Genomic DNA, 14,604 nt, shown 5'->3' with positions numbered 1-14,604 from the left:
CGAGCAACCCCGAGGCGGTACGGGCCGTCTTCCGGGGTAGACGCGAGGTCGGGCCGTTCGGGCGGAAGGCGCATCGGATCGGCCGGAGCCGAACGGCGTCGGCGGCTTTGTGGAAGGGCCGCCGGAGCCCTTACGACACCCGCTCTGACCTGCGCATACGTGGGTATCGAGCGCAGGTTTTCGACGGTCGGCGCCGGACAGGGTACTGCATGATCGCGAAAATGAATGGGCGGCATGGGAATTCTGTCCGGATTCCAGTCGTTGTTTCCATCGGATGCAGGGCACCCGAAAAGGTGTCGCGACCTACTCAGCAAGGGAGCACGCATGGCAACCCGTGCCGTCGCCCGTCGTTCGTCCGCCACTTCCGGTGAGACCGACCGGGCAAGCAGTGTTCGCGCCGTGGGCGGGGAAATCGCCGATCGCGACCTGGTCGGCATGTACCTGGACGAGATCGCTCGTACACCGCTGCTCGACGCCGCCAAGGAAGTCGACCTCTCCCAGTCCATCGAGGCGGGCGTCTACGCCCAGCAGGTCCTCGATGGCGAGGTGGAGAGCGACGCCGGGGGCGCGACGCGTGAGGAGCTGGAGGCGCTGGTCGCCGAGGGCGAGCGCGCCAAGGACATATTCATCCGTTCCAACCTCCGCCTCGTCGTCGCCGTGGCCCGCCGCTACCCGCGCGCGGGGCTCCCTCTGCTCGACCTGATCCAGGAGGGCAACGCGGGCCTGGTGCGCGCGGTCGAGAAGTTCGACTACGCGAAGGGCTTCAAGTTCTCCACGTATGCGACGTGGTGGATTCGGCAGGCCATCACCCGGTCCATAGCGGACCAGTCCCGCACGATCCGGCTCCCCGTCCACCTGGTGGAGGAGCTCGGCCGGATCCGCAGGGTCCAGCGCGAGTTCAACCGGGAGAACGGGCGCGATCCCGAGCACGCGGAGATCGCCGCCGAGCTCGACTCCAACGCCGAGCGCGTGGGCAACGTCCTGGACTGGGCCCGTGACCCGGTCAGCCTCAACATGTCCGTGGACGACAACGGCGACACCCAGTTCGGCGACCTGCTGGAGGACACCTCCGCCGTCTCGCCCGAGCAGTCGGTGATGACCCTCCTGCGCAGCGAGGAGCTGGAGGACCTGATCGGCAAGCTCGACAACAGGACGGCCTCCATCATCAAGATGAGGTACGGGATCGAGGACGGCCGGGAGCGGACCCTGACCGAAGTGGGCAAGCAGCACGGCCTCACGCGGGAGCGCATCCGCCAGATCGAGAAGCACGCACTGCTCGAATTGAAGCGAATGGCTCACGACACGGGCTTTGACGCTGCGGCGTGAGCCAATAACCCGTAATCTCCCCATCAAGCCGGTTCGTTCGCACCGGCCCACCGACCGGCGCATGCCGGTTACCCGACCGGTTTTTCCCCCGGTCCCCGGAACTGAGCCCCGGCGCCCACCCCCCCCGGCGCCGGGGCTCATCCATGTCCGGGCCCTCCGCTGCCCGGCCCCCGCAGCGGCAGCCCCGCCCCTTCCCGCAGCCCGGGTCTCAGTCCTGCCGCCCCGCCCCCGCCCCCGTCCCCGGTCCCGCCGCGCGGGTCAGCCGGGCGCCCAGGCTCTCCACGTACGCCACCAGCTGTGGCGGCCCCTGCACGGTGAACTCGCAGTCCACCAGCGCCAGCCGCAGCGCCACCCACTCCAGCGAGTCCAGGGACGAGGACCGCAACCGGCAGGCGTCCTCCCCGTCCGGCTCCGGCACACCGAGCGTCGGCGGCAGCCGCGCCGCCACGAACCCCGCGGGCGCCCCGAACCGCACATCGAGCCGGAGCTCCGGCTGCCGGCCCGCCATCGACCGGGCGAAGTAGCGCGCCGCGTCACCCGGCTCCCCGGACCCGTCCTCCTCCGCGGGGAGCGGCCGGGGAGCGAAACGGGCCCCGGTCGCGAACGGCTCGGTCACCCGGTCCACCCGGAACGTGCGCCAGTCCTCCCGCAGCAGGTCGTACGCCATCAGGTACCACCGCTGCCCCGTGCTCACCAGCCGGTACGGCTCGACCTGCCGCTTGGTCTCCGTACCGTCACCGCTGCGGTACGAGAACCGCAGCCGCTCCCGCCCGGTGGCCGCCGAGGCGAGCGTCGTCAGGGTCTCCGGGTCGATGGTGGCCCCGTCGCCCCGGGTCAGCGCCACCGTGGCGTTCTGCAGCGCGGAGACCCGGTGCCGCAACCGTGACGGCAGCACCTGCTCCAGCTTCGCCAGCGCCCGTACGGCGGCTTCCTCGACGCCCTCGATCGCGTGCCCGGCCCCCGCCCGCAGCCCCACCGCGATGGCGACCGCCTCCTCGTCGTCCAGGACGAGCGGTGGCATGGCGGCCCCCGCCACCAGGCGGTAGCCGCCCACGGAACCGCGGGACGCCTCGACCGGGTAGCCCAGTTCGCGCAGCCGGTCGATGTCGCGGCGGATCGTGCGCGGGCTGACATCGAGCCGTTCGGCCAGTTCTCCGCCCGGCCACTCGCGCGGGGTCTGGAGGAGCGACAACAGCTTCAGCAGTCGTGCCGGTGTGTCGGTCATGGACAACAGGATGCGCTCAAAACAGGTCACGTTCCGACCTAATGAGAACGTAGTTTCTTCCCATGTCTTCTTCCGCACCGCTGCCGGACACGGCACCGCCTCCGCCCGCCCCCGCCGACCGGCGCCGCTGGTTCGCCCTCGCCATCGTGATGACCGCGGCCTTCATGGACCTGGTCGACGTCACGATCGTCAACATCGCGATCCCGAGCATCACCGGCGACATGAACGCCTCCGTCTCCGCGATCCAGTGGATCACCGCCGGCTACGCCCTCGCGTTCGCCGCCGGACTGATCACGGGCGGACGGCTCGGCGACATCTACGGGCGCAAGCGGCTCTTCCTCATCGGCATCGCCGGATTCACGGTCGCCTCGGCCCTCTGCGGCCTCGCGCCCAACTCCGACATACTCGTCGCCGCCCGCATCCTCCAGGGCGCGACGGCGGCGCTGATGGTGCCCCAGGTGCTCTCGATCGTGCACGCCACCTTCCCCGCGCACGAACGCGGCAAGGTCTTCGGCCTCTTCGGCGCGGTCGTCGGCCTCGGCGCCGTCTCCGGACCCCTGCTGGGCGCGCTGCTCACCGAGTGGGACCTCTTCGGCCTCGGCTGGCGGCCGATCTTCCTGATCAACCTGCCCGTCGGCATCGCGGGCCTGCTCCTCGGCGCCAAGTACATCACCGAGTCCAAGGCCCCCCGGGCCATGCGGCTCGACCTGCTGGGCGTCGCCCTGGTCACCCTCGCCATGCTGATGCTCATCTACCCGCTCACCCGGGGGCACGAGCTGGACTGGCCGCTCTGGGGCCATATCTCCATGGTGGGCAGCCTGTTCGTCTTCGGCCTCCTCGTCCTGCACCAGCGGCAGAAGGCGATCATCGACGGCTCACCGCTGATCGAGCTGTCCCTGTTCCGGGTCAAGAGCTTCGCCGCAGGCATCGCCGTACAGCTCACCTTCGGCATCGGCCTCGGCATCTTCTTCCTGGTCTGGACCCTCTACATGCAGATGGGCCTCGGCTGGAGCGTCCTGCGGGCCGGTACGACGGGCATCCCGTTCTCCGTCGCCGTCTCGGTGGCCGCCGGGATCTCCGTACAGAAGCTGGTGCCCCGCTTCGGCCGCAAGGTCCTCCAGGCGGGCGCGCTCCTGATGATCGCCGGGCTGCTGATCTACCTCTGGGAGGCCGAGCACTACGGCATGGCCATCACCTCCTGGCAGATGGCCGTCCCGCTGATCGTCATGGGCGTCGGCATGGGCCTGATCGTGGCCCCGCTGACCGACGCGATCCTCTCCGAGGTGCCCAAGGAGCACGCGGGCTCGGCGTCCGGGCTGATCAACACCGTGCAGCAGATGGGCACCGCGCTCGGCCTCGGGCTGGTGTCGGTGGTCTTCTTCGGCGCGATCGGCGACCGGCTGGCCCCGCAGGAGCTCGGCCCGGCCTTCGTGGACGCGTTCCAGCAGTCGCTGTGGTGGGTGGCCGGAGTGCTCGGGGCGATCTTCCTGCTGATGTTCGCGCTGCCGGCCCGCCCGCGGGCGCACGTGGAGGGCGAGGCGGCGGGTGACGACCTCCTCGCCGAGCAACCGGCACTCAAGGGCTGAGCGGCGGGCCGGGCGGCGGCGGCCGAGGGCAGGCCCGCCGCCGCTGGGGCGCGGTCGTCCGGCCGGGCCCCCGCCCCCAGGGCGCGGGCGCCCGGCCGGGCTCAGCAGATCCTCGTCCGGCTCTCCATCGCCGCCCGGGCCGCGCGCTCGTCCTCGTACACCTCGCACATGTGGCGGCCGTCCGGGGTCGCCGTGTGCTCGACCTCCCAGAGGCTCGTCTCGCTGCCGTCCAGCAGCAGGAAGGCGTGCTCGTAGAGCGTGAACCCGGCCTCCTGGTCGCCCACTTGGCACTGGCGCCCGAAGACCTGGGTGATGTGGTGGGCGAAGGCGGACCGCAGCAGCCGCGCCTTCTCCTCGCCCGGCCGGTCGCGGTTCTCCGCACGGCGCAGGACCCGCCGGGCGTGGTCCGCGGAGTTGTCGGGGGCGTACGTCCTGGGCACCGGGGCCGGGGGAGCGGCCATCAGGAGCGTCAGGATCTCCAGCTCCCCCTGCCCTCCCTCGTCACCGAAGGCCGGTGCGTCCGAGAGGCTCCCGGCGAGGCGGGCGGCGGCGACATGGACGTCGCCCTCGTCGTCGTACAGCTCGTGGCGGCGGGGGGCCTGCTCGTCCCGGCCCCCGCTGTGCACCAGCTCCCACAGGGTCAGGTCGGAACCGTCGGCGAGGAGGTAGGTGTGGCGGTAGGTCTCCCGGTGCAGGGCGGGACTGTGGTGCGAGGAGTGCAGTGTGCTGCTGTGCGCCAGCGCCGAACCGAGCAGATCGACGGTGCTGTCGGGAAGATCGAACGAGTTGAGGGCGCGTCGCAGGAGTCGGTCGAGGTGCTGCTCGGTTGTCTCGTACGGATCGCTCAAGGTGCTGTCTCCAGGCCGTCGCCGCGTGTTACTTGATGCGTGCTTAACGTAGTCCCTGGGTCTGACATCGTGACCGGGGTTCGTAAAAACGTAGGGCGCACGCAGAAAGTTCCCCGGCCGCTCCCGGTGCATTTCGGGCACCTGGGGGTGAACTGCCGTGCCGCCGTTGCGAGTCGAGGCCCCGCACGCCCCCGCACGCCCCCGCACGGGCACCACGCGCCCCCGCCCCTCCAGCAGGCCCCTACGCCTCGCCGCCGCCGTCCGGCCGCTCCTTGTGCGGGTCCTTGCCGTCCGTCCGGTCCCCGTGCGGGTCCCTGTCGTCCGCCCGGTCGCCGTACAGATCCGTGTACGCGAGGAACGCACCGCCCGGCCCCTCGGTGCTCCGGGCCGCGCGCACCGCCTTCACGATGGCGCGGGCCAGGACGTCGGCGCCCGCCGCGAGGATCTCGTTGACCGCGACCGGGTTTTCCGAGTCCACCCGCACCCGGCCCGTGGCGAGCGCGAACACGGTGTCCCCGTCGGTCAGCAGGTGCACCGGGCGCACCGCGCGGGCCATGCCGTCGTGCGCGGTGCCCGCCAGCTTCTGCGCCTGGGCCCGGACGAGGTCCGCGTCCGTCGCGACGACCGCGATCGTGGTGTTGAACGGCGGCACCCCGCCCCCGGCCGCCGCCATCGCCTCCTGCTCCCGGGCCAGCCGCCGCAGCGCCGCCGCGTGCGTCCCGGCCGCCGGGTACGCGGGCGGCTCCCCGGCCCCGTACTCCCCGAACAGCACTCCCGTACGGGGATCGAGCACCGAGCCCGCCGCGTTCACCGCGACCAGGGCGGCCACGGTGACCCCGGAACCGAGCCGCACGCTCGCCGTGCCGATGCCGCCCTTGAGCTGCCCGGCCACCGCCCCCGTACCCGCGCCCACGCTCCCCTCGGCGACCGGCGTCCCCGGTTCGGAAGCGGCCGCCGCCTCCACCGCCGCGCGGCCGGTCGAGGCATCGGGGCGGGCCCGCCAGTCGCCGCCCCGGCCCAGGTCGAAGAGGGCGGCGGCCGGGACGACGGGGACGACCTGGGTGGGCCCCGCGCCGACCCTGACGCCCCGGCCCTGCTCCTCCAGCCAGGCCACCACACCGGACGCGGCATCCAGCCCGAACGCGCTGCCGCCCGTGAGGACGATCGCGTCGACCCGCTGCACCAGGTTGCGCGGGTCCAGCGCATCCGTCTCCCGGGTCCCCGGCCCGCCACCCCGTACGTCGACGGCGGCCACCGCCCCGCCCTCCGGCGCCAGCACCACGGTCGTCCCGCTCAACGCCCCGGCCCCGGCCACCTGAGCATGCCCGACCCGGACCCCGGCCACATCGGTCAGCGCGTCCAGCAACGGGGGCTGCGGGGGCTGTGAGGCATCCGGCAGCGCTGACTGCGGCGGTGGCTGAGGGCCCTCGGCGACCATGGCGCGCTCCTCGGTCCGGCGCCGGTGAACAGGCGCAGCCTCACACGTACCCCCCGAACGTACCGCCACCCCCGCCCCAACCTCCCCTCCCGGGCCCTCCGGCCTTCGGGTCGGGCATGACTTCCCCCTGCCGACCCAGATCCCCCGGTCGCTGGAGCGCGTGCCGGGGCCGAGGTCGCAGTACCCGGCCGCCCTTCGGGCAACGACGGCGGTGTGACGACAGGACCTAGACCATGGTCAGGAGGTGATCCGCGGGGCCATAGTCGATCTTCCAGTCGGCATAGACCCCGCAGAACCCGTCCTTGGCGCATCGCAGGCCCACGGTCACCCAGCGGACCGATGCGTCGTCGCCGAGCGAAAAGGCGACAGCGGCCTCGAACTCCTCGCTCCCGCACGGGCATCCGGCGGCACCGGGCTCGTCGTCCTCCCAGGACTCCTCGTTCCAGGCACCCCGAAGACCACCCGACCAGATCGACCAAGGCGCAGGGGCCCCTCCCCCCTCCCCTCCCGCCCCCACCCCCTGCGCCTGTCCGGGCGACGCACTCACCCCCTTATCGCCCAAAACAGGTCCAATTGCCGTAAACGGCCCTACGGTGGCCGAGTGACCGAGCCGCCAGAAGCCCCCGCACCCTCCGCGGCCTCCGCCGCGGCCGAGCCGCATCCCCCCCGCCGACTCCACGGGCGCGTCCCCCGCCGCCACCGGCCCCCGGTCGGTCACCGCCCGGGCGACCCTGGCCGGAGTGGTGGTCTCCGCCCTGCTGATCGTCGCGATCGTGCTCGGCAGCCGCATGCTGCGGAACTTCGACTCGGCCCTCCTCCCGTACGCCGTCGCCACGGTTTTTCTCGCCTTCGGCGTCGCCTACCGCTACACCGTCTGGATCTCCGCCCCCGGTGCCCGACGCCTCTTCAAACAGGGCTGGCGCAGCCTCTTCTCGTACGAGAACCTCCGCAAGGCCCCCACCGCCCTGCCGAAGATGATCGCCACCTACCTCGGCTTCCAGAAGTTCCTCGGCGCCCGGTCCCACGCCCGCTGGGCCGCTCACCAGCTGATCTTCTGGGGATGCGTCCTCGCCGCCCTGATCACCTTCCCGCTCACCTGGGGCTGGTTCACCTTCACCTCCGGCAGCGGTTCGGGACCCGGCTACGAGATGCGGATCTGGGGATTCAAGATCCTCGGCTTCGACTCGCTCTCCGTCCTCGGCTGGCTGATGTTCCACGGCCTCGACATCGCCGCCGTCCTCGTCATCCCCGGTGCCTCGTACTTCCTGTGGCGCCGGATGAAGGACCGGGGCGCCTCCACCGGCCAGCGCTTCGCCTACGACCTGGTGCCGCTGATCGCGCTGATCGTCATCTCCGTGACCGGGCTGCTGCTCACCTTCTCCTCGATCTTCCTGCACGGCGGCGGCTACCAGTTCCTGGCGATCCTCCACATGGCCTCGGTGGTCTTCACGCTCATCTACATCCCGTTCGGCAAGTTCTTCCACATCGTCCAGCGCCCGGCCGCCGTCGGTATGCAGCTGTTCAAGTACACCGGCCGCCAGGACGACCAGGTCTTCGCCTGCCGCCGCTGCGAGGAACCCATCGACACCGGCCCGTACGTCGAGAACCTGCGGGGCACCATGCGGGACCTCCGGCTCGACTTCGACGCCTGGGCCGAGTACTGCCCGCGCTGCAAGCGGGTGCTGCGCGGCAGTGCCTACCTCTCCCATGTGAAGAAGGGCTTCAAGTGACCGCGGAACCGCGAGCCGCCGCCGACCGCCGCACCTTCATCCCGCTCGACCCCTCCCTCGCCCCGCCCGGCACCCGCGCCTTCCGGGACGCGGGCGGCATCCCGGCCGACCAGTGGCACGCCGACCAGAACGGCGAGACGCTCGTCCCCACCCACTGCTGCTTCTGCGGTGTCCAGTGCGGGATGTATCTGCGCGTGGACCGGGGCGGCAAGGTCTTCGGCGTCGAACCCCGCAACCACGACATCAACCGGATGCGGCTCTGCCCCAAGGGCATCAACGCCTATCAGCAGGTCAACCACCCCGACCGGCTCACCGCCCCCCTCATGCGCCGCTCCCGCGACGAGGAGTTCCGCGAGGTCTCCTGGGAGGAGGCGCTCGACTTCACCGTCTCCGAGATCAAGCGCATCCAGCAGACCTACGGCAACGACGCCTTCGGGCTCCTCGGCGGCGCCAGCCTCTTCTCCGAGAAGACGTATCTGGTGGGCAAGTTCGCCCGGGTCGCACTCAAGTCCCGGCACGTCGACTACAACGGCCGCCTCTGCATGGTCAGCGCGGCGGGCGCCAACAAGCTCGCCTTCGGCATCGACCGGGCAGGCAACCCCTTCTCCGACATCCTCCTCACCGACTGCCTGCTCATCGCCGGGTCCAATGTGGGCGAGTGCTTCCCCGTGATGACCCAGTACGTCTGGGGGGCCCGGGACCGCGGGGCGAGCCTCATCGTCATCGACCCGCGCGAGACGGCCATCGCCCGGACCGCCGACATCCACGTCGCCCTGAAACCCGGCACCGACTCGGCCTTCTTCACCTCCGTACTGAACGTCGTCATCGCCGAAGGGCTCACCGACGAGAACTTCCTCGCCGCCCACGCCACCGGCTGGGAGGAGGTCAGGGCCAAGGCCGCCGAGTACCCGCCGTCCCGCGCCGCCGCCATCTGCGGCATCCCCGCCGAGCAGATCGTCCAGGTCGCCCGCGCCTTCGCCCGCGCCCCCAAGGCCATGGCCTGGCACGCCCGGGGCATCGAGCACCACTCGCAGGGCGTCGAGAACTGCCTCTCCGTGATCAGCCTCTGCGCCGCCACCGGCCACATCGGCAAGCCCGGCGCCGGATACGGCACCATCACCGGTCAGGGCAACGGGCAGGGCGGCCGTGAGCACGGCCAGAAGTCCGACCTCCTTCCGGGCGGACGCTCCATCATGAATGAGGAGCACCGCCGTCAGATCTGCGAGATCTGGGGCATCGAGGAGTCCGAACTCCCGCCCGCCGGGACCTCCATGATGGAAATGGTCTGGCAGATGCAGCGCCGCGAGATCCGCGGCCTGATCGGCATCTGCAACAACCCCTTCGTCTCCCTCCCCAACTACGGGGTGGTCAAGGAGGGGTACGACGCCACCGAGTTCCACGCCCAGTTCGACTTCTTCCTCTCCGAGACCGCCGCCAACGCGCATGTCGTCTTCCCCGTCACCACCTGGGCCGAGGACGAAGGGGTGATGGCCAACGCCGAGGCCCGGGTCGTCAAGCACAACAAGGCCCAGGACCCGCCCCCCGGCGTCCGCACCGACACCTGGGTCATGTGCGAACTCGCCCGCCGCCTCGGCGCAGGCGACAAGTTCGACTTCCCCGACTCCCGGGCGGTCTTCGAGGAACTGCGCATCGCCTCCGCCGGCACCGTCAACGACTACTACGGCATCACCTACGAACGGCTGGAGGAGACCGGCGGCATCGCCTGGCCCTGCCCCTCCACCGACCACCCCGGCACCCCGCGCCTCTTCGAGGACGGGAAGACCTACCACCCCGACGGCAAGATCCACCTCCAGGTCGTCGAGTGGCACCCGCCGATGGACCCGTACGACGACGAGCACCCCATGTCGCTCACCACCGGCCGGACCGTGGCCCACTTCCTCTCCGGCAACCAGACCCGCAGGCTCGGCGCCCTCGTCGAACAGACCCCGCGCCCCTGGGCCGAGATCCACCCCTCCCACGGCTTCCGCAACGGCGAGCCCGTACGGATCGTCACCCGGCGCGGCAGCGAGGTCTTCCCCGCCCTGGTCACCGAGGCCATCCGCCCCGACACCGTCTTCGTGCCCTACCACTGGCCCGTCCCCACCGCGGCCAACGCCCTCACCATCGACGCCCTCGACCCCCGCTCCAAGATCCCCGAGTACAAGGTGTGCGCCTGCCGTATCGAGCACGCCGGGCGGATCGACGAGGTCCCCGCCCCGCCGGTCGCCCCCGGCCATGTCGCCTATCCGGAGACCCAGGTCTCCCGTACCGACCCGCTGCCTCCCACGTCCCCCCAGGGCCGTGGCACCTCGGAGAGGAGCTGATTCCCCATGATGGGCAGAACGATCTTCATCGACCCGGGGCGCTGCATCGGCTGCCAGGCATGTGTCTCCGCCTGCCGCGAATGCGACTCGCACCGGGGCAAGTCGATGATCCATCTCGACTACACCGACGAGGGCCACTCCGTCGCCTCCCTTCCCACGGTCTGTATGCACTGCGAGGACCCGGTCGCCCCCTGTGCCGAGGTCTGTCCCGCCGACGCGATCCTGGTGACCGCCGACGGTGTGGTGCAGCAGGCCGACACCACCCGCTGCATCGGCTGCGCCAACTGCGTCAACGCCTGCCCTTTCGGCGTACCGAAGATCGACCTCGGCGCCAAGCTCCAGCTGAAGTGCAACCTCTGCTACGACCGCACCGCCTACGGCCTCGCCCCCATGTGCGCCACCGTCTGCCCGACCGGCGCCCTCTTCTACGGCACCGTCGAGGAGCTCCAGGCCGAGCGCCCCGGCGTCCAGGTCGCCGACACCTTCGTCTTCGGCGAGACCGAGGTCCGCACCGGCGTGGCCATGGTCGTCCCCGCCGAGAAGGTGCAGTGGCCGGTCCCCGGCGGTCTGCCCGTCGTCGAGATCAACGGGAAGGACGTCCGCCGATGAGCGTCACCGAACAGCAGCAGGGCGGCGACCACTCCTCCGGAGGAGACCCGCGCGAGGCGCTCCAGGACCGGATCGCCGCCGACTCCCTCACCACCCGGCGCGACTACCTCCGGATCGTCACCACCGTCTCCGGCGGTCTCGCCGTCGGCGGCATCGGTGTGGCGGCGGGCATCCTGCACCGCCACGGCGACGGCGAGGAGGGCAAGGCCCCCGAGGCGAAACGCATCGCCGAGCGGCTCCCGCCCGGCGAGTCCATCGCCTTCCGCTACCCGGGCGAGGAGGACCGGGCCGTCGCCGTCCGGCTCGACGACGGCACCCTCGTCGGCTACTCCGCCGTCTGCACCCACCTCGCCTGCGCCGTCCTCTGGCGCAAGGACCGGGGCCGGGAGGGCGAGCTGTACTGCCCCTGCCACGAGGGCGTCTTCGACGCCCGCTCCGGTGAGGTCACCGCGGGCCCGCCCCCGCGCGGACTGCCGAAGGTGATCGTCGTCGAGGAGGCCGACGGCAGTATCTGGGCCGTCGGGACCACCCGCTCCGGCGAGAGCGTCGAGGCGGGCCTCTGCCGCCAGCTCGGCGGCGAGCGCCCCGACCTCGCCGCCCGTATCGGCTGCCCCGACATCGACGGCGGCGCCGAAGCACCACCCCGGGGCGCGGGCCCCGGCCCCAGGCCCCGAGGCCGCGACCCGGTCGCCGCTCCGGGCCGTACGGGGGTGTCCCCGGCCGCCAGGACCGCTCCCGGCCGCCCCGGAACATCCCCCGCCACCGGGCCCGCCACGAGCCGCCGCCCGGCACCTTCCCCCGCCACCGGTACCGCTCCGGGCCGCACCGGGGCGTGGGCATCCTCCGCCGACCGCGCCGAGACCCCCGGCAGGCGGGCATGACCGACTCCCCGCACCCCGAGCAGCCGCTGCCGCCCCCGGGCAGCCACTACCCCACCTATCACCCGGGCAGCGCCGACCCCGCCCTGAACCGGCCCGTCCACGAGCGGTACCCCCAGATCCGCCCCACCAGCGGTTACGGAGACCCGCGCGTCCGCCACACCGGGCCCGGCCCCGGCGCGGGCACCGACCAGGAGCCGGAGCGCTCCTCGAAGCTGACAGCCCGCCTCGCTCTGGCGATGACCGTGGTCGTCGGCCAGCTCTGGGGGCTGACGGTCCTGATCGACGAGTGGATGGAGGGCAACACCGGCACGGCCTGGTGGGGCGCAGGCTTCCTCTGCCTGTCGTTCCTCGTCGTGCTCGGCCTCTGGCTCCTCGACCCGAAGGACCGCTGACGGCAGCCCGCACCCGAGTCCGCCCGAACCCCTTCGCGCGAGCCGCCCGGCCCGGCGGCGGCCCGTATCCTGCCGCCGGCCGCCGTACCCTGGAACCATGAGTGCCGCCCCCGCCCCCGGTCCGCGCGATGCGAAGCAGCAGCCGCAGGCACAGCAGCCGCCGCGGGAACCGAAGCCCAAGCCGGTTCTGGTCTTCGACGATCCGCTGGACCAGCAGTCCGCGGACGATACGGACCGGGGATGGGGTGAGCGGCCCTCCGGCGGCTCCGGCGCCGCCGACCTCGCGCGCTTCCTCGACGAGAAGCCGCCCCACCACATCTGAGCCGGTGACCGGCCTGCTACCGCTCCCCGTCCCGGCCCGGCAGCTCCCCGCCGCCGCCCTCGCCCGGCCCACCGGCGGAGCCCGTACCGAACCCACCGGCACCGGCCGTGCCACCACCGCGCTGCGCGACCAGCGCGTCGCGGATCTCCTTGAGCACCTCCAGCTCGCTGACCTCCAGCGTCTCCTGCACGCCATCCTTCGCGGCCTGCATCGCCGCCCGCCTGGCCAGGTACTTGGCCATCGGCAGCACCAGCAGGAAGTACACGACGGCGGCGGTGATCAGGAAGCTGAGGGCGGCGCTGAGCACGGACCCCCACAGGATCTCGATCCCGTCCATCTCGCCGGTGGCCGGGTCCGTCGTGCACGGGCCCCGGAGGCAGGAGCTGTAGTTGTCCAGGTCCTGCGTGCCGAACGCACCGACCAGCGGATTGATGATGCCCTTGACGAACGCGTTCACGATGTTCGTGAACGCGGCGCCGATGACGACGGCCACCGCCAGATCGATCACATTGCCGCGCGTCAGGAAGGCTTTGAAGCCCTCCAGGAGACTGACCTTCTTCTCGCTCACAGGTGAGCCTTCTTTCGCATGTGCGGTGAGGGGAGCAAACTGCTCCGCCACTCAAGGCGGGAGAAGGCGGCACTGTCCAATCCGGTAATGCACACGGGTGACTTGAGAGAGCGTCAGTTCGCATCGGACACCGCCACCGCCAGCCGCCCCGAAGCGCCCGCGCCCAGCAGTGCCGTGGCGGTGGCCCGCTCCACGGACAGCATCACCAGAGCACCCTCCGGCGCCCCGCCCGCGCCGATCGCCGCCGCACCGCCGCTCAGGTGGCCACCGTCGCCGGAGACCGGGCCCTGGACCGGCACCTGGGCCACGCGCACCCCGCGCGCCACCAGGCGGGCGTCCTCACCCGGGCCGCCGACCGCGATCACATCGACGCGGTCTCCCGGGCGCAGCAGCCGTACCGTCGCCGCGTCCGCGATCCGTACGGGCGCGGAGACGAGCCGCGCCGACGGCCGGCCGGGCTCCGCCGTGTCCGAGGCGGCGGCCCCGCCCTCGGCGCTGCCCGGGCCCGCCGCGCCCAGAGCCGTGGTGCCCGGGCCCGTAGCGCCCAGGCCCGTGGTGGCCAGGGCCGCACCCGCCAGGGCGAGCGCCGCCGCCAGGGCACGCCGTTGCCTGCGCAGCATCCGCCGCAGCCGGTACGCCCCGCCGCCCCGCACCCGCAGCGGCGCGAACGGCCCCACCCCGTACGGAGCGGGCGGCGGCGCCGGGGGCCTGGGCGGCGGCTTCACACGGTCGGCGGCGCGCGGGGGAGCGGCAGGCGTGTGACACGCGGGGTCGCGGCGAACGGGCGGGGGCGCGGAACGGCCGGAGGCTCGGGACGGAGAGGAGCCGACGGCCCGGGGCGGGGAGAAGTCGGAGGCCCGGGAAGAGGAGAAGCCGGAGGGCCGGGGCGCGGAGAAATCGGCTGACCGGGACGCGGAGGAGTCGGAGTCGGAGGCCCGGGGCGGGGAGAAACCGGCGGACCGGGACACGGAGGAGCCGGGGCCGGGGAGCCGGGACGGAGAGGAGTCGGAGCCGGAAGACCGGGACGGGGAGAGGTCGGAGAAGGGGGACGGGGACATGGCGCCACCTGACGTCGGACGAGGGGAGCCCGGCCGGAGGTCCCGGCCGAACTCCCCTCACGATCCACCGTCCGCGCAGATCCCGCCGGGGCCTGTGGACAACCCCGGGATTGTGGACAACTCCGTCACCCGATCCGGTGGTGGACCGCCGCCCCGGACCCGGTACCTCGCCGCCGGGAGGCGCCCCCCGCGCTCCCGCCCCGCGTCCCCGGCTCGCACCTCCCGGCGCCCCGGCCCCGCGCCCCCGCCCCGCGTCCCCAGCCCGCACCTCCCGGCGCCCAGCCCGTACCTTCCCGG

The 14,604-nt window shown here is 72.4% G+C and carries 13 protein-coding genes and 1 pseudogene; 8 read left to right on the top strand and 6 right to left on the bottom strand.

Annotated features, from left to right (window positions below):
- The first annotated feature begins 324 nt into the window (after nt 1-324).
- Complete coding sequence (locus B7C62_13260; GenBank protein ID ARF73126.1) at nt 325-1,326, top strand: RNA polymerase subunit sigma; 1,002 nt, start codon at nt 325-327, stop codon at nt 1,324-1,326.
- 208 nt (nt 1,327-1,534) lie between these two features.
- Here the strand turns inward: B7C62_13260 and B7C62_13255 are convergent, their stop codons facing one another.
- Nucleotides 1,535-2,551: a transcriptional regulator gene (locus B7C62_13255; protein ID ARF73125.1), complete on the bottom strand. Its 1,017-nt coding sequence runs from the start codon at nt 2,549-2,551 to the stop codon at nt 1,535-1,537.
- Nucleotides 2,552-2,613: 62 nt separating this feature from the next.
- Between B7C62_13255 and B7C62_13250 the strand changes: the two genes are divergently transcribed.
- Nucleotides 2,614-4,137 (top strand): MFS transporter, encoded by a 1,524-nt coding sequence (locus B7C62_13250; protein ID ARF73124.1) that lies wholly within the window; start codon nt 2,614-2,616, stop codon nt 4,135-4,137.
- Nucleotides 4,138-4,238: 101 nt separating this feature from the next.
- Here the strand turns inward: B7C62_13250 and B7C62_13245 are convergent, their stop codons facing one another.
- From B7C62_13245 to B7C62_13235, 3 genes and pseudogenes are all read right to left on the bottom strand, one after another.
- Nucleotides 4,239-4,985, bottom strand: a complete 747-nt coding sequence (locus B7C62_13245; GenBank protein ID ARF73123.1) for a hypothetical protein — start codon at nt 4,983-4,985, stop codon at nt 4,239-4,241.
- Between the two features lie 241 nt (nt 4,986-5,226).
- Nucleotides 5,227-6,384 (bottom strand): hydrolase, encoded by a 1,158-nt coding sequence (locus tag B7C62_13240; protein ID ARF77141.1) that lies wholly within the window; start codon nt 6,382-6,384, stop codon nt 5,227-5,229.
- A 265-nt stretch (nt 6,385-6,649) separates the two neighbouring features.
- A pseudogene (locus B7C62_13235) lies at nt 6,650-6,868 on the bottom strand (hypothetical protein).
- Nucleotides 6,869-7,163: 295 nt separating this feature from the next.
- Between B7C62_13235 and B7C62_13230 the strand changes: the two are divergent.
- The 6 genes from B7C62_13230 to B7C62_13205 all read left to right on the top strand — a co-directional run bounded on the left by B7C62_13230 (nt 7,164) and on the right by B7C62_13205 (nt 12,681).
- A complete protein-coding gene (locus tag B7C62_13230) occupies nt 7,164-8,153 on the top strand; it encodes an MFS transporter (GenBank protein ID ARF73122.1) in 990 nt (329 codons plus the stop codon).
- Nucleotides 8,150-10,477 (top strand): nitrite reductase, encoded by a 2,328-nt coding sequence (locus tag B7C62_13225; protein ID ARF73121.1) that lies wholly within the window; start codon nt 8,150-8,152, stop codon nt 10,475-10,477. Before B7C62_13230 ends, B7C62_13225 begins: the two co-directional genes overlap by 4 nt.
- Before the next feature lie 6 nt (nt 10,478-10,483).
- On the top strand, nt 10,484-11,086 hold the full coding sequence (locus B7C62_13220) for a 4Fe-4S ferredoxin (protein ID ARF73120.1): 603 nt from the start codon (nt 10,484-10,486) through the stop codon (nt 11,084-11,086).
- Complete coding sequence (locus B7C62_13215) at nt 11,083-11,967, top strand: (2Fe-2S)-binding protein (protein ID ARF73119.1); 885 nt, start codon at nt 11,083-11,085, stop codon at nt 11,965-11,967. The genes B7C62_13220 and B7C62_13215 overlap by 4 nt, the downstream gene beginning before the upstream one ends.
- Nucleotides 11,964-12,359 carry a hypothetical protein gene (locus B7C62_13210; GenBank protein ID ARF73118.1) on the top strand — a complete coding sequence of 132 codons (396 nt, stop codon included), beginning with the start codon at nt 11,964-11,966 and terminating at the stop codon, nt 12,357-12,359. The genes B7C62_13215 and B7C62_13210 overlap by 4 nt, the downstream gene beginning before the upstream one ends.
- 97 nt (nt 12,360-12,456) lie before the next feature.
- Nucleotides 12,457-12,681: a hypothetical protein gene (locus B7C62_13205; protein ARF73117.1), complete on the top strand. Its 225-nt coding sequence runs from the start codon at nt 12,457-12,459 to the stop codon at nt 12,679-12,681.
- 16 nt (nt 12,682-12,697) lie between these two features.
- On the opposite strand, the gene B7C62_13200 is transcribed toward B7C62_13205, so the two are convergent.
- Together B7C62_13200 and B7C62_13195 are read right to left on the bottom strand one after the other, a co-directional pair.
- Nucleotides 12,698-13,249, bottom strand: coding sequence for a mechanosensitive ion channel protein MscL (locus B7C62_13200; GenBank protein ARF73116.1), 552 nt, complete (start codon nt 13,247-13,249; stop codon nt 12,698-12,700).
- A gap of 113 nt (nt 13,250-13,362) precedes the next feature.
- Nucleotides 13,363-13,974, bottom strand: a complete 612-nt coding sequence (locus tag B7C62_13195) for a hypothetical protein (protein ID ARF77140.1) — start codon at nt 13,972-13,974, stop codon at nt 13,363-13,365.
- Between the last annotated feature and the right edge of the window lie 630 nt (nt 13,975-14,604).

The sequence above is a fragment of the Kitasatospora albolonga genome (assembly GCA_002082585.1).
Classification (GTDB): domain Bacteria; phylum Actinomycetota; class Actinomycetes; order Streptomycetales; family Streptomycetaceae; genus Streptomyces; species Streptomyces stephensoniae.
This window is presented reverse-complemented; position numbering and strand designations above follow the sequence as displayed.